The sequence below is a fragment of the Massilia sp. KIM genome (assembly GCF_002007115.1).
Lineage (GTDB): Bacteria > Pseudomonadota > Gammaproteobacteria > Burkholderiales > Burkholderiaceae_D > Telluria.
Genome location: NZ_MVAD01000001.1, coordinates 3144573 through 3158867, shown reverse-complemented (window position 1 = coordinate 3158867; position 14295 = coordinate 3144573). Strand labels below are relative to the sequence as shown.

Below are 14295 nucleotides of genomic sequence, written 5' to 3'. Positions count from 1 at the left end.
GTGACGCATCGTCGCGCGGCAGGAAAGGGCTCCGCTTGGCGCCCTTATACCAGCCCGAGGTTCTCGGTCCCGATCGAGAAGTCGCGGTTCTTCGCGTGCTTGCTGTTGAGCTTGATGTTCAGGCGCAGGTCGTTGACCGAGTCGGCATTGCGCAGCGCGTCCTCGTAGCTGATCTTGTCGGCCTCGTAGAGGTCGAACAAGGCCTGGTCGAAGGTCTGCATGCCGAGCTCGCGCGACTTCTTCATGATCTCCTTGATCTCGTGCACTTCGCCCTTGAAGATCAGGTCCGAGATCAGCGGGGAATTGAGCAGGATTTCCATCGCCACCACCCGGCCCTTGGCTTCCTTCTTCGGCACCAGGCGTTGCGAGATCAGGCCCTTGAGGTTGAGCGAGAGGTCCATCAGCAGCTGCTGGCGGCGCTCTTCCGGAAAGAAGTTGATGATGCGGTCGAGCGCCTGGTTGGCGCTGTTGGCGTGCAGGGTGGCCAGGCACAGGTGGCCGGTCTCGGCGAAGGCGATCGCGTGCTCCATGGTCTCGCGGTCGCGGATCTCGCCGATCTGGATCACGTCCGGGGCCTGGCGCAGCGAGTTCTTGAGCGCGGCCTCGAAGCTGTCGGTGTCCACGCCCACTTCGCGCTGGGTGATCACGCAGTTGCGGTGCGGGTGGACGAATTCGACCGGGTCCTCGATGGTGATGATGTGGCCGTAGCTGTTTTCGTTGCGGTAGCCGACCATCGCCGCCAGCGTGGTCGACTTGCCCGAGCCGGTCGCGCCGACCATGATCACCAGGCCGCGCTTGGTCATGATCACGTCCTTGAGCACCTCGGGCAGTTCGAGGTCCTCGAACTTCGGGATGGTGGTGGTGATCACCCGCAGCACCATGCCCACGCAGCCCATCTGCATGAAGGCCGAGACGCGGAAGCGCCCCAGGTCGCCCGGGCTGATCGCGAAATTCGATTCCTTGCTCAGCTCGAAGCCGGCGGCCTGCTTGTCGTTCATGATGGCGCGCGCCAGGTCGGCCGTGTGGCCGCCGGTGAGCGGCTGGTTCGAGACCGGAGTCATCTTGCCGTCGATCTTGATCGCGGGCGGGAAGCCGGCGGTGATGAACAGATCCGACCCGCCCTTGCTGACCATCAGGCGCAGCAGGTCGAACATGAATTTGGAGGCCTGGTCGCGTTCCATGATGTCCTTTAGCCCGGGAAGTTTTCGGGGATCTTGGCGGCGGCGCGGGCGGCGGCGCTCGAGATCACGTTGCGGCGCACCAGGTCGGTCAGGTTCTGGTCGAGGGTCTGCATGCCGACGCTGCTGCCGGTCTGGATCGCCGAATACATCTGGGCGATCTTGGCTTCGCGGATCAGGTTGCGGATGGCCGGGGTGCCGATCATGATCTCGTGGGCGGCGACCCGGCCCGAGCCGTCCTTGGTCTTGAGCAGGGTCTGCGAGATGACGGCCTGCAGCGATTCCGACAGCATCGCGCGCACCATCTCTTTTTCCTCGGCCGGGAAGACGTCGACGATACGGTCGATGGTCTTGGCGGCGGAGGAGGTGTGCAGGGTGCCGAACACCAGGTGGCCGGTCTCGGCCGCCGACAGCGCCAGGCGGATGGTTTCCAGGTCGCGCAGCTCGCCCACCAGGATCGCGTCCGGGTCTTCGCGCAGCGCCGAGCGCAGCGCGTTGTTGAAGGACAGTGTGTGCGGGCCGACTTCGCGCTGGTTGATCAGGCACTTCTTGGAGTCGTGCACGAATTCGATCGGGTCCTCAATGGTGAGGATGTGGCCGTATTCGTTCTCGTTCAGGTGGTTGACCATGGCCGCCAGGGTGGTCGACTTGCCCGAGCCGGTCGGGCCGGTCACCAGCACCAGGCCGCGCGGCTTGAGGGCCAGCTCGGCGAAGATCTTGGGCGCGTTCAGCTCTTCCAGGCTCAGGATCTTGGACGGAATCGTGCGCAGCACCGCCGAGGCGCCGCGCTCCTGGTTGAAGGCGTTGACGCGAAAGCGCGCCAGGCCCGGGATCGCGAACGAGAAGTCGCACTCCAGCACTTCCTCGTACTGCTTGCGCTGGCCGTCGTTCATGATGTCATAGATCATGCCGTGCACGTCCTTGTGCTCCAGCGGCGGCAGGTTGATGCGGCGCACGTCGCCATGCACCCGGATCATCGGCGGCAGCCCGGCCGAGAGGTGCAGGTCCGAAGCCTTGTTCTTGACCGAGAAGGCGAGTAATTCCGAAATGTCCATTTATAATCCCTGTGCCGTGTTGGAGGCAGTACTTTGCGGCTGAAAATATTTCCTACAGAAAATCATTATGTCCATAATCGCTGAGAACTTGCAAGCTGTCGAAGCGACAATCGGAAGGGCTGTTGACGCCGCCGGCAGGCCCCGTTCCACGGTCCAGCTACTGGCGGTTTCCAAGACCTTCCCAGCGGAGGCGGTGCTGGAAGCGATGGCCGCGGGCCAGCGGGCCTTCGGCGAAAACTATCTGCAGGAAGGCATCGACAAGATCGAAGCCGTCGCGCGCGCGCAACCGGGGGCGCCAGTCGAATGGCATTTCATCGGTCCGATCCAGAGCAACAAGACGCGCCCGATCGCGACCCACTTCCACTGGGTGCATTCGGTCGAGCGGCTCAAGATCGCCCAGCGCCTCTCGGAACAGCGCCCGCCTGAGCTGGGACCCCTCAATATCTGCCTGCAGGTGAACATCAGCGGCGAGGCCAGCAAGAGCGGCGCCGACCCCGACGAGCTGCCCGAGCTGGCGCGCCAGGTGGCGGCGCTGCCGAACCTGCGCCTGCGCGGCCTGATGGCGATTCCCGAGCGCCAGGCCGAACCCGAATTGCAGCGCCAGGCTTTCGCGCGCCTGCGCGCGCTGGCGGACAGCCTGCGCGCCGAGGGCCTGTTGCTCGACACCCTGTCGATGGGCATGTCGGGCGACATGGAAGCGGCCATCCTCGAGGGCGCGACCATCGTGCGCATCGGCAGCGCCATCTTCGGCGCCCGCCACTACGCGGAATAACTCACAAGGATCCCATGAAGATCGCATTCATCGGCGGCGGCAACATGGCCACCGCCCTGATCGCCGGCCTGGCCGGACAACTCCCCGCGGGCAGCCTGCACGTGGTCGACCCCAACGCCGAAGCCCTCGAACGCCTGCAACGCGACTTCGGCGTGAGCACGGCCGCCGCCATCGGGCCCGAGGTCGGCGACAGCGAGGTGGTGGTGCTGGCCGTGAAGCCCCAGCAGATGCGCGAAGTGGCGTCGGCGCTGGCGCCGCAGCTGCGCGGCCAGCTGGTGCTGTCGATCGCGGCCGGCATCCGCATCGCCGACCTGGCGCGCTGGCTGGGCGGCCACGAGGCCATCGTACGCGCGATGCCCAACACCCCGGCGCTGATCGGCAAGGGCATCGCCGGCATGGCGGCAGGCGGGGGCGTGAGCCCGGCCCAGCGCGAGGCGGCCGACCAGGTGATGCGGGCGGTGGGCCAGACCGTGTGGCTGGAGGACGAAGCCCAGATCGACCCGGTGACGGCGGTGTCGGGCAGCGGGCCGGCCTATGTGTTCTTCTTCCTGGAAGCGATGCAGCAGGCGGCGGCGGAGATGGGATTGACGCCGGAGCAGGGCAGGGAGCTGGCGCTGGCCACCTTCACTGGCGCGGCCCAGCTGGCCGAGCGTTCCCCGGAACCGGTCGAGGTGCTGCGCCAGCGCGTGACCTCGAAGGGCGGGACCACCCACGCGGCCATTACCAGCATGGAGGCGGCGGGCGTGAAGGAAGCGATCGTGGCGGCCATGAAGGCGGCGGCGGCGCGGGGGCGCGAGCTGGGCGAGGAGCTCGGGAAGGATTGAAAGTGCTGCCGGCAAGCCGGCAGAGAGCAACTTGGGTTCCCGCCTCCGCGGGAAGTCGCAGGCGCCAGTGGCGCGTACGACGGCTCGCAGCGGGCAATCCCGTCTCAGTGGACCTCGAAGCCTTTCCAGCGCAGGACCGGCAAGGCTTTCTGGGCAAACTTGTAGAGCGACACCCCGGCCGTGACGATGCCGACCGCCCACTTCGGCTTGGTGGCCAGGAAACCGGCCGCCACGCCGGCGACGATCAGCGCGGTTTTCCTGTGCTGGCTGACGTAGGCCGGAATCACGCCCAGGGTCTCGGGCGACTTCAGCACCGCGAATTCATGCGCCACAATGGCGCGCTGCTCGGCGCAGCGCGCCACCAGCGCCGCGCGGCGCGCGGCGAGTTCCTGCGATTTACTCGACATCGACCGGCTCTCCTTTCGCGAATTCCACGTCCTTGCGCAGTTCCGCCAGGGTCGCCGCCAGCATCGGCGGACGGGCGGCGAGAGCGCCGCGCAGCTTGGCCACGGCGATCCAGCAGCCGAGCGCGAACAGCGCCGTCATGCCGCCGACCGCCAGCAGGCGGTGGCTGTCCCAGAACAACACCAGGATGAACAGCACCGCCAGGACCAGCGCGCCGGCGCCCAACACCGCGGCGATCAGGGCCAGCCCGAGGTAGCCGAACAGGCGCTGGGTTTCTTCCTGCAGCTCGACCGTGGCCAGTTCCAGGCGCGTGCGCGCCATCGCCAGCACGGTCGTCCCGATCCTGCCTACCGCCTCGCTCAGGGCCATCTTATTTGCGGGCGATCAGCATGCCGATCACGACGCCGACCGCCGCGCCCAGGCCCACCGATTTCCAGGGGTTTTCCTTGACGTATTCGTCGGTCGCCTTGGCGGCCTCGACCACGGATTCTTGGTAGTGGGCGACGCCTTCCTTGGCGCGCGCCAGGGTGGTCTCGAACTTGGCCTTCAGTTCTTCGCCGTTGATGCCCCCACCATTGCGCAGCCAGGCTTCAGCATCGTGGATCACGGTCTTCAGGTCCGACATCAGTTGTTCGCGGGTGCCGGTTTGGGTGGGGATCTTTTCAATCATGCTGACCTCGTAATGTTGAGTGTGGATGCTTTTTGGGCAATATTACCCGATTGCATAGTCTAGCGCGACACCTGCGAACAGTGCGGCGCCAAGCCAATTGTTGTGACGAAAGGCTTTGAAGCAGGACATGCGGTCGCGATCGCGGATCAGGGTGTAGTGGTAGAGCGCCATCGCGGCCGCCACGGCGACCCCGGCCACGAACCACCAGCGCAGGCCCAGGTACCAGCCGCACACCAGGTCGATCGCCAGCGCGGCGCCGTAGCACAGCATGATCGCCGCCACGTCGAAGCGGCCGAAGGTGATGGCCGAGGTGCGGATGCCGATCTTGAGGTCGTCGTCGCGGTCGACCATGGCGTAGGCGGTGTCGTAGGCCACCGACCAGAACACATTGGCCACCAGCAGCCACCAGGCCACCGCCGGCACCTCGCCCTGCACGGCGGCGAAGGCCATCGGGATGCCGAAGCCGAAGGCGATCCCGAGGTAGGCCTGGGGGATGGCGAAGAAGCGCTTGAAGTAGGGATAGGTGCCGGCCACGACCAGGGCCACCACCGAGAGCTGCTTGGTCAGGAGGTTGAGCGGCTGGATCAGCAGGAAGGCTAGCAGGGACAGCACCAGCGCCACCATCACCGCCTCCCAGCCGCGGATCTTGCCGCTGGTGAGCGGGCGGTCGACCGTGCGCTTGACGTGGCGGTCGAAGTCGCGGTCGGCGTAGTCGTTGATCGCGCAGCCCGCCGAGCGCATCAGCGCGGTGCCGAGCACGAAGATCGCCAGCACCTGCAGGTCCGGCACCCCGCCTGAGGCCATCCACAAGGCCCACAGGGTCGGCCACAGCAGCAGCAGGATGCCGATCGGCTTGTCGGCCCGGACCAGGCGGAAATAGAGCGCCAGCTTGTTCATAAAGGAATAAGGTCTTGTCGTGCAAGAACTGTTGAGCAGAAGACAGCGATTCTAAAGCTTTTGCACGGCGCGCGGCGGACGCCCTTCGCCTGTGCCGGCCTGCGGCATGCATGACATGCGGATGACAGCCCGGCCTGCGGTCGGCCGAAAACTTGCCATTTTGTTGTCATTGAACCGACATTTTTGTTTGTTTAAATGCATCGATCCGTGCCAGGGGGGCGCGGACGAGGCGGCCCGCCCAGGCGCCGGCCCACGCACACAGACTGCCGGAAGACCGGCGCATCCAATTGGAGAAGTTCAATGACTGACAACGCACTGTCGCCGTCGCGACGCAATCTGCTCAAGGGCTTGGCCAGCGCCTCGGCCCTGCCTTTCGTCGGCGCCTTCGCCGCCATGCAGGCGCAGCAAGCCATGGCCGCCAATGGCTCGACCGCCCTGGTGGACAGCCCTTACGGCCCGATCGCACCGGTGAACGACCTCACGACCGGCCTGCCGCTGCTGCAACTGCCGGCCGGCTTCAGCTACAAGAGCTTCGGCTGGCGCGGCGACCTGATGACCGACGGCAAGGCCTGCCCGGGCGGCCACGACGGCATGGGCGTGGTGGTCTCGCGCAAGCTTGGCCGCAGCACCGAACTGGTGCTGGTGCGTAACCACGAGATCGGCGGCACCGGCGCCGGCAACTTCATCAACGCCATCGGCGTCTACGACGGCGGCAACGTGAGCGGCAGCTCGTCCAACAAGTTCGGCGGCGGCACCACCAACCTGATCTTCCGCGACGGCAACTGGGTCAGCATGACCCCCAGCCTGGGCGGCACCCAGACCAACTGCGCCGGCGGCATCACCCCCTGGGGCACCTGGCTGACCTGCGAGGAAGTCGGTTCGGACGCGGTCAGCGCCTCGGGCAGGAAGCACGGCTATGTGTTCGAAGTGACCGCCGACCCGGCCCAGACCACCGGCCAGCCCATCATCGGCATGGGCCGCTTCGCCCACGAGGCCGCCGCCGTCGACCCGGTCACCGGAATCGTCTACGAGACCGAGGACGCCGGGGGCAAGTCGGGCTTCTACCGCTACGTCCCGGATGTCAAGCAGGGCCGCCCCGGTTCGCTGGCCATGGGCGGCGTGCTGCAGATGGCGCGCGTGCGCGGCATTCAGAACGCCAACCTGGCGGTCGCCCCGGTCAACGCCACCTATGAGCTGGAATGGGTGGACATCGCCAACCCGGACGCCGACCGCGGCAACGCCACCGGTCCCTCGGGCGTGACCATCACCGGCGCCGCCGGCCCCTTCGTCCAGGGCTGGCTGCAGGGCGCGGCGCGCATGAACCGCGGCGAAGGCATCTGGTATGCCCAGGGCAAGATGTACGTGATGGACACCTCGGGCGGCGCGGTGCAGCGCGGCACCATCTGGGAGCTGGACCTGGCGACCCAGGTGCTCAAGTGCATCTACTCGAGCCCGAGCGCGCTGGTCGGCAACATGGGCGACAACCTCACCGTCAGCCCGCGCAACGCGATCCTGATCTGCGAGGACGCCTCCACCGCCGCCACCGACATGTACGGCTTCGGCCAACGCCTGATGGGCCTGACCGCCCTGGGGGACGCCTACATCTTCGCCAAGAACAACATCGTCCTCACCGCCGCCCAGCTCCAGGCCGCGGGCAAGCTGACTTCGCTCGCGGGCGACCAGCGCGCCAACGAATTCGCCGGCGCCTGCTTCGACCCGACCGGCCGCTACCTCTTCGTCAACATCCAGACCCCGGGCGTGACTTTCGCCATCTCGGGTCCGTGGGCCAAGGGCCCGCTGTAATCCATTCCAACAAGGAGAAACGCATGAACTTCATCAAGCTCATCACCGCAGCCTTCACCGCCCTGGTGCTGGCAAGCGGCGCCCAAGCGGCCGTGCTGCAATCGACCAGTGGCCCGGCCGGCAACACGGTCACCGACTTCAGCAGCGCCGGCACGGTCGCCTTCAACCTCGACCTGGCCAAGCTGCCGGGCAGCACCCTGACCTTCGTGCTGGAAGAGGGCGACCTGGCGGGCCCGCTCAGCATGAACGCGATCGTCGCCAACCTCACCGGCATCCCGCTGAACAACTTCAGCTTCCTGCTCGATGGCATCAGCTTCGCCGCCGCCGGCAGCGTCACCCCGGCCTTCGGCAGCCTGGGCGGCGTCCGCTTCGACGCGCACAGCGCCGTGATCGATTTCGCCAGCCCCGAGCCGGCCGAATTCCAATTCGGTAATCCCTTCGGCGTGGCGGCGCAGGACGACTGGCTGCTCAGCACCGCCGGCCTGCGCGCGGGCGACAGCTTCACCATCACCGCCCAGGTGCCGGAACCCTCGATCCTGGCGCTGATGCTGCCGATGCTGTGCGCCGGCCTGTGGATGGCGCGCCGCCGCCAGGACCAGCACTGAGCAGGCGGCGGGCGGTGCGGGAAGGATAGGCCGGCGCTCCAGCGGGTACAATGGGGGCCGGCCGGGATCCCGGCGACACCTTCCATTCACCGCCATGCACATCTGGGTCGACGCCGACGCCTGTCCCGCCGTCATCAAGGACATCCTGTTCCGGGTCGCCGAACGCCGGCAACTCCCCGTCACCCTGGTGGCGAACCAGTTGATGCGGGTGCCGGGCTCGCGCTACATCCGCGCGCTCCAGGTGCCGGCCGGGGCCGACGTGGCCGACGCCGAGATCGTGGCGCGCCTGGAGCCGGGCGACCTGGTCGTCACCGGCGATATCCCGCTGGCGGCCCAGGTGCTGGAGAAGGGCGGGCTGGCGCTCAACCCGCGCGGCGATTGGTACACGAAAGACACGATCGCCCAGCAACTGACGATGCGGGCCTTCATGGAAGAGCTGCGCGGCAGCGGCGTCGATACCGGCGGTCCGGCCGCCTTCAGCCAGGCCGACCGCCAGCAGTTCGCCAATGCCCTCGACCGCGAACTGGCGCGGCGCGCCCCGCGCCCCGATTAGCCGGCGACGCCGGCGTCGTCCGCCAGGGCGACCTCAGGCGGCCGCTTCCCAGGCCACCATCTCCACTCCAGGCAGCTTGCATTCGCCCACCGCCCGGATGATCGCGTCGATCGCCGCCTTGCGCGTGAAGCTCTTGCGCCAGGCGATCACCACGCGGCGCGAGGGCGCCGGCGGCGAGAAGGGCACATAGGTCAGCAGCCCGTTGGGATCGTTCATGTCGGCCACCGAGGCGCGCGGCAGCACCGTCAGGCCGATGCCGCTGGCCACCATGTGGCGGATGGTCTCGAGCGAGGAACCTTCGAAGGTGCGCTGCATGCCATTGCCGCCGGCCGAAAAACGCGCCATCTCCGGGCACACTTCCAGCACCTGGTCGCGGAAGCAATGGCCCGCGCCCAGCAGCAGCATGGTTTCGCTCTTGAGATCCTCGGCCGAGATTTCCTTGCGCGCGGCCCAGGGATGGTTGCGCGGCATGGCCACTATGAAGGGTTCGTCGTACAGCGGCTGGATCGACATCCCGTGGTCCGGCAGGGGCAGGGCCATGATGGCGGCGTCCAGCTCGCCCTGGCGCAGCAGCTCCAGCAGCTTGTGGGTGTAGTTCTCCTGCAGCACCAGCGGCATCTGCGGCACGGTGTCGATCAGGTTCTTCACCAGCGGCGGCAGCAGGTAGGGCCCGATGGTGTAGATCACCCCCAGGCGCAGCGGGCCGGCCAGCGGGTCCTTGTTCTGCTTGGCCAGTTCCTTGATGGCGGCCGTCTGTTCCAGCACCCGTTCGGCCTGGGCCACGATCTGGGCGCCGAGGGGCGTCACCGACACCTCGGAACCGCCGCGCTCGAACAGCGTCACGCCCAGTTCGTCCTCCAGCTTCTTGATGGCGACGGACAGGGTGGGTTGGGCGACGAAGCAGGCTTCCGCCGCGTGGCCGAAATGCTTGGCGCGGGCCACGGCAACGATGTATTTGAGCTCGGTCAGTGTCATAGCGTCTGGTCCTGGATCGGCCGCCCGGCGTCTGTGACGCCGCCAGCCGGCCATGAAATATTATTTTAACGGGAATCTTAGTCTATATAATTGCCGCGCAGGCCGTTTTTGCCTGCGATCCAGCGAAAGGCCCCGCATGTCCTCGACCTTCGGCCCGGCGGAAGCCCAGGCCTATATCCACAAGCTGCTCACCGTCATGCACCACCAGGGCGGGTCCGACCTCTTTATTTCGGCTGACTTTCCTCCAAGCATGAAACACCAGGGCGCGATGAAGCCCCTGAGCCAGCAGCGCCTCAACGGCGAGGTCACGCGCGCCCTGGCGCTGTCGCTGATGAACGAGCGCCAGCGCGCCGAGTTCGAGGCCGAGATGGAGTGCAATTTCGCGATCTCGCTGCCCGGCGTCTGCCGTTTCCGCGTCAACGTCTTCGTGCAGCAGCAGAGCGTGGGCATGGTGGTGCGCACCATTGCCTCGGAAATCCCGAATTTCGAAAAGCTCGACCTGCCCGAGGTGCTCAAGGACGTGGTGATGACCAAGCGCGGCCTGGTGCTGGTGGTGGGCGGCACCGGTTCCGGCAAGTCGACCACGCTGGCGGCGATGATCGATTACCGCAACAGCAATTCGGCCGGCCACATCATCACGGTCGAGGATCCGGTCGAATACGTCCACAAGAACAAGAACTGCCTGGTGACCCACCGCGAGGTGGGCGTGGATACCCTGTCCTGGCATAACGCGCTGAAGAACACCCTGCGCCAGGCGCCGGACGTGATCCTGATCGGCGAGATCCGCGACACCGAGACCATGGAGCACGCGATCGCCTTCGCCGAGACCGGCCACCTGTGCCTGGGCACCCTGCACGCGAACAATGCGAACCAGACCCTGGACCGCATCATCAATTTCTTCCCGGAAGAGCGCCGCAACCAGCTGCTGATGGACCTCTCGTCCAACCTGCGCGCGGTGGTCTCCCAGCGCCTGATCCGTACCGAGGACGGCAAGGGCCGCAAGGCCGCCATCGAGATCCTGCTGAACACCCCGACCATCAGCGAGATGATCCTGAAGGGGAATTTCCAGAACATTAAGGAAATCATGCACAAGTCGCGCGAGCTCGGCATGTGCACCTTCGACCAGGCCTTGTTCGAGCTGTACAACAAGGGCTATATCGGCTACGAGGAAGCGATCCGCAACGCCGATTCGAGCAACGGCCTGCGCCTGCAGATCAAGCTCTCGGGCGAGCGCAAGGGCCCCGGCGAGGGCGGCGCGCCGGCCAGCGCGCTCTCGATGGCGATCGAGGAAGAAGCGGAAGACGACGTCCCACCCAAACCCTAATTGCTGTTACCTATGCCTTCATTTGAAAAGAAAATCTGCGCCCGCGCCGACCTGGCCGCGCGCGTCGCCAGCCTGCCCCAGCCGGTGGTGCTGACCAATGGCGTGTTCGACATCCTGCACCGCGGGCACGTGACCTACCTGGCGCAGGCGCGCGAGTTGGGCGCCTCGCTGGTGGTGGCGGTGAATACCGACGCCTCGGTCAAGCGCCTGGGCAAGGGCGAGGACCGCCCGCATAACACCCTGGCCGACCGCATGGCGGTGCTGGCCGCGCTGGAGGCGGTGAGCCTGGTGGTGGAATTCGACGAGGACACGGCGCTGGCCGTGGTGCAGGAAGCGCGCCCCGGGATCTACGCCAAGGGCGGCGACTACGTGATGGACCAGATCCCGGAAGGCAAGGCGGTCCTGGCCTATGGCGGCCGGGCGGTCGCGATCGATTTCGAGCACGACCGCTCGACCACCAAGCTGGTGGCCAAGATCCGCGGCTAAGGCTTCAAGCCTTGCGCTGGCGCAGGCGCCAGCCGATGCCCAGCAGGCCGACGCCGAGCATGGCCCAGGTGCCGGGTTCCGGCGCCTGCGACATGATGGTCAGCGTGGTGTCGCTGGTCCAGCGCAGGTGGCGCTCGTTGGTGGCCATCGGGTTGTATTCGTAGGCATAGTGCATGTCGCCCACCGTGATCAGCTTGCCGCCCCCGACCCAGCCTTCGGGGTCGTTGCCGTAGCTGCCGACCGAGAACGAAAGGCCGGCGTCGGGCGAGAACGAGAAGGCGGTGGCGCCGCACTGGTAGTAGGCGTTGCTGTTGGCCGCGCAGGCGATGTAGTCCAGTTCCCCCACCACGAGGGTGGTCAGCTCGCCGATCTCCAGCAGGCCGTTGCCGTTCATGTCGTCTCCCTTGAAGGAGCCGGAAATGACTTCATCGGTCAGGAACAGATTGGCTTCTTGATCATAGAAGCCGGCGAAGGAAAAACCCCAGGACACGGGATCGGCATGGGCGGCAGCGCAGCCAAGGAGGAGGGCGCCGGCGGTGAGCAACTTCTTCATAAATACCTCGAACGAAAACAGGGGGGCGCCTGGACAGTGAACGTTAAATGTTAACGTCACTTTGTAAACTGTGACGGTGTAACAAGCGTACTCCTGAATTCGCTTACTGTCGTGTTCGATGGCTAACAGATGTCTCCTGGCCGCCACAGGGCGCGTCCGGACGGGGCCGCGTGGCCGTGGGCCCGTCCCCTTGCGCTTCAGTCGCCCTGGGTCCTGGTCGCCTTGCCGTCCTCATCCTCGCGCCTGGCCTCCAGGTGCTTGACGCCCCGGCGCGCCAGGCCTTCCCGCAGCAGGAACTCGATTTCCGCGTTCACGCTGCGCAAGTCCCGGGCGGCGAGACGCTGCAGTTCTTCCCACAACAGGGGATCGATCCGCAGGGGGTAGGATTTCTTGCCGGGACTTGCCATACTATTAATTGCTAGTTGTAGAGGGTGCCGGTGTTCACGATCGGCTGGGTTTCCTTGTCCGAGCAGAGCACCACCAGCAGGTTGCTGACCATGGCCGCCTTGCGTTCGTCGTCGAGTTCGACGATGCCGCGCTCCGACAGGCCCTTGAGCGCCGCTTCGACCATGCTCACCGCGCCGTGCACGATCTTGGCGCGGGCGCTGATGATGGCCTCGGCCTGTTGCCGGCGCAGCATCACCTGGGCGATCTCGGCGGCGTATGCCAGGTGGGTGAGTTTAGCATCCAGCACTTCCACGCCGGCCGCATCGAAGCGCGCCTGCAGTTCGCACTTGAGGGCGTCCGCCACCGTGTCCATGCCGGCGCGCAGCGTGGTCTCACCCGCCGACAAGTCCTCGCCCTCGTCGTAGGCGTATTGCGACGCCAGGTGGCGCAGCGCGGCTTCCGCCTGGATCGCCACGTAGCGCTCGAAATCGTCGACGTCGAAGACGGCCTGGGCGGTGTCGCGCACGCGCCAGACGATGGCCGCGCTGATCTCCACCGGGTTGCCGCGCTTGTCGTTGACCTTGAGGGTCGGGGCATTGAAATTGCGCGCGCGCAGCGACAGGCGCCGCTTCACGTAGAGCGGGAAGGCCCAGCGCAAGCCTTCGCTGCGGTCGGTGCCGATGTACTTGCCGAACAGGGTCAGGATCGCGCTTTCGTTCGGCTGGAGCATGAACAGGCCGGTCAGGCAGAGCAGGCCGCCCGCGCCGAGCGCCAGGCTGCCCAGCAGGAAGGCGATGCCGCCGCCTTCTTCCAGTCCCGCCTTCACCAGGTAGGCGGCGCCCAGCAGCAGCACGACGCCGGAGGCGGCCGCCAGATAGCCGTTCGCGGAGGAGAAAGGCTTTTCGCTGCGGGTATGTACTGCATTCATGCTCGGCTCCTTCGTGGGTGTGACATCAAAGTGATATCACTTTATGGCCGCGTTGGCATGCATGTCAAGCAATGAATGGGGGGGCCGCATTTCGCGGTATGCTCGCGCATCTTCATTGCACGTGACCTACCATGCTGATGGCCATCCTCTCGCTGCTGTGTTCCCTGATGGTATTCGTACTGATCTGGGCGATCCTGCCGATCTTCATTTTCGGGGCGCTCGGCATCTATTTCGGCTGGAAATCCTACCGGCGCGTCACGGCAGGCCGCCCCGTCGGGCCGTTGCGGCGCTTGCTGGCGCTCCTGCCCATGGGCATCGCCATCGCCGTCATTCCGCTGGCGTTGGCGCTCGTGGATGCGGGCTACCGGGCCTGAAGCGGGCCCGAGGCCGGGACGGGCTCAGGCGCCCCCTGCGTAGCCGTTCTGGCGCCAGGCCTCGTAGACCACCACCGCCACCGTGTTCGACAGGTTCAGGCTGCGGTTGTCGGGCCGCATCGGCAGGCGGATGCGCTGGGCCGGCGGGAAGGTGTTGCGGAGAAGCGGATCGAGGCCGCGCGATTCCGCCCCGAACACGAAGACGTCGCCCGGCCGGAAGCTGGCCTCGGCGAAGGGCGAGGAACCGTGGGTGGTCAGGGCGAACATGCGCGCCGGGTCCGGCCGGGCGTCGCGCAGGAAGGCGTCCCAGTCCTTGTGCACCTTCATGCTCGCGTAATCGTGGTAATCGAGGCCGGCGCGGCGCATCTTGGCGTCGTCCAGCGGAAAGCCGAGCGGCTCGATCAGGTGCAGCTGCACGCCGGTGTTGGCGCACAGGCGGATGACGTTGCCGGTGTTCGGCGGGATTTCTGGTTCGACCAGGACGACGTGGAACAACTCGCTCTCCT

The 14295-nt window shown here is 66.4% G+C and carries 19 protein-coding genes; 8 read left to right on the top strand and 11 right to left on the bottom strand.

Features of this window, described 5'->3' with window-relative positions; translation table 11 throughout:
• Positions 1-44 precede the first annotated feature (44 nt).
• Positions 45-1181 carry a PilT/PilU family type 4a pilus ATPase gene (locus tag B0920_RS13825; RefSeq protein WP_078033054.1) on the bottom strand — a complete coding sequence of 379 codons (1137 nt, stop codon included), beginning with the start codon at positions 1179-1181 and terminating at the stop codon, positions 45-47.
• An 8-nt stretch (positions 1182-1189) separates the two neighbouring features.
• Positions 1190-2233: a type IV pilus twitching motility protein PilT gene (locus tag B0920_RS13820; protein ID WP_078033053.1), complete on the bottom strand. Its 1044-nt coding sequence runs from the start codon at positions 2231-2233 to the stop codon at positions 1190-1192.
• Between the two features lie 67 nt (positions 2234-2300).
• On the opposite strand from B0920_RS13820, the gene B0920_RS13815 reads away from it, so the two are divergent.
• Both B0920_RS13815 and proC read left to right on the top strand, forming a co-directional pair.
• The gene (locus tag B0920_RS13815) at positions 2301-3005 is read left to right on the top strand and encodes a YggS family pyridoxal phosphate-dependent enzyme (RefSeq protein WP_078033052.1); all 705 of its coding nucleotides are present in this window, start codon (positions 2301-2303) and stop codon (positions 3003-3005) included.
• A gap of 14 nt (positions 3006-3019) precedes the next feature.
• Entirely contained in the window at positions 3020-3829 is an 810-nt protein-coding gene (proC, locus tag B0920_RS13810; protein WP_078033051.1) for a pyrroline-5-carboxylate reductase, read from the top strand.
• A 104-nt stretch (positions 3830-3933) separates the two neighbouring features.
• Here proC and B0920_RS13805 read toward each other — a convergent pair whose 3' ends face one another.
• From B0920_RS13805 to ubiA, 4 genes are read right to left on the bottom strand one after another with little or no spacing between them, the layout of a single operon-like run.
• On the bottom strand, positions 3934-4236 hold the full coding sequence (locus B0920_RS13805) for a hypothetical protein (protein WP_078033050.1): 303 nt from the start codon (positions 4234-4236) through the stop codon (positions 3934-3936).
• On the bottom strand, positions 4226-4603 hold the full coding sequence (locus B0920_RS13800; RefSeq protein WP_078033049.1) for a phage holin family protein: 378 nt from the start codon (positions 4601-4603) through the stop codon (positions 4226-4228). Before B0920_RS13800 ends, B0920_RS13805 begins: the two co-directional genes overlap by 11 nt.
• A 1-nt stretch (position 4604) precedes the next feature.
• Positions 4605-4904, bottom strand: a complete 300-nt coding sequence (locus B0920_RS13795) for a YqjD family protein (RefSeq protein ID WP_078033048.1) — start codon at positions 4902-4904, stop codon at positions 4605-4607.
• A gap of 42 nt (positions 4905-4946) precedes the next feature.
• The gene (gene ubiA, locus B0920_RS13790) at positions 4947-5801 is read right to left on the bottom strand and encodes a 4-hydroxybenzoate octaprenyltransferase (RefSeq protein ID WP_078033047.1); all 855 of its coding nucleotides are present in this window, start codon (positions 5799-5801) and stop codon (positions 4947-4949) included.
• A gap of 300 nt (positions 5802-6101) precedes the next feature.
• Between ubiA and B0920_RS13785 the strand changes: the two genes are divergently transcribed.
• From B0920_RS13785 to B0920_RS13775, 3 genes are all read left to right on the top strand, one after another.
• Complete coding sequence (locus B0920_RS13785; RefSeq protein ID WP_078033046.1) at positions 6102-7604, top strand: PhoX family phosphatase; 1503 nt, start codon at positions 6102-6104, stop codon at positions 7602-7604.
• A 23-nt stretch (positions 7605-7627) separates the two neighbouring features.
• Positions 7628-8209: a PEP-CTERM sorting domain-containing protein gene (locus B0920_RS13780; protein WP_078033045.1), complete on the top strand. Its 582-nt coding sequence runs from the start codon at positions 7628-7630 to the stop codon at positions 8207-8209.
• Positions 8210-8303: 94 nt separating this feature from the next.
• Entirely contained in the window at positions 8304-8762 is a 459-nt protein-coding gene (locus B0920_RS13775) for a YaiI/YqxD family protein (RefSeq protein WP_078033044.1), read from the top strand.
• 33 nt (positions 8763-8795) lie between these two features.
• On the opposite strand, the gene B0920_RS13770 is transcribed toward B0920_RS13775, so the two are convergent.
• Entirely contained in the window at positions 8796-9737 is a 942-nt protein-coding gene (locus B0920_RS13770; protein WP_078033043.1) for a hydrogen peroxide-inducible genes activator, read from the bottom strand.
• Positions 9738-9873: 136 nt separating this feature from the next.
• Between B0920_RS13770 and B0920_RS13765 the strand changes: the two genes are divergently transcribed.
• Together B0920_RS13765 and rfaE2 are read left to right on the top strand one after the other, a co-directional pair.
• Entirely contained in the window at positions 9874-11061 is a 1188-nt protein-coding gene (locus B0920_RS13765) for a PilT/PilU family type 4a pilus ATPase (protein ID WP_078033042.1), read from the top strand.
• 12 nt (positions 11062-11073) lie between these two features.
• Positions 11074-11547 (top strand): D-glycero-beta-D-manno-heptose 1-phosphate adenylyltransferase, encoded by a 474-nt coding sequence (gene rfaE2 / locus B0920_RS13760; RefSeq protein WP_078033041.1) that lies wholly within the window; start codon positions 11074-11076, stop codon positions 11545-11547.
• Positions 11548-11551: 4 nt separating this feature from the next.
• Here rfaE2 and B0920_RS13755 read toward each other — a convergent pair whose 3' ends face one another.
• From B0920_RS13755 to B0920_RS13745, 3 genes are all read right to left on the bottom strand, one after another.
• Positions 11552-12100, bottom strand: coding sequence for a PEP-CTERM sorting domain-containing protein (locus B0920_RS13755; RefSeq protein WP_078033040.1), 549 nt, complete (start codon positions 12098-12100; stop codon positions 11552-11554).
• Between the two features lie 197 nt (positions 12101-12297).
• Positions 12298-12507, bottom strand: coding sequence for a hypothetical protein (locus B0920_RS13750; RefSeq protein ID WP_078033039.1), 210 nt, complete (start codon positions 12505-12507; stop codon positions 12298-12300).
• 11 nt (positions 12508-12518) lie between these two features.
• Entirely contained in the window at positions 12519-13415 is an 897-nt protein-coding gene (locus B0920_RS13745; protein ID WP_078033038.1) for an SPFH domain-containing protein, read from the bottom strand.
• A gap of 131 nt (positions 13416-13546) precedes the next feature.
• On the opposite strand from B0920_RS13745, the gene B0920_RS13740 reads away from it, so the two are divergent.
• On the top strand, positions 13547-13789 hold the full coding sequence (locus B0920_RS13740; RefSeq protein ID WP_078033037.1) for a hypothetical protein: 243 nt from the start codon (positions 13547-13549) through the stop codon (positions 13787-13789).
• A gap of 24 nt (positions 13790-13813) precedes the next feature.
• On the opposite strand, the gene trmL is transcribed toward B0920_RS13740, so the two are convergent.
• Positions 13814-14284 (bottom strand): tRNA (uridine(34)/cytosine(34)/5-carboxymethylaminomethyluridine(34)-2'-O)-methyltransferase TrmL, encoded by a 471-nt coding sequence (trmL, locus tag B0920_RS13735; RefSeq protein WP_078033036.1) that lies wholly within the window; start codon positions 14282-14284, stop codon positions 13814-13816.
• Positions 14285-14295 lie beyond the last annotated feature (11 nt).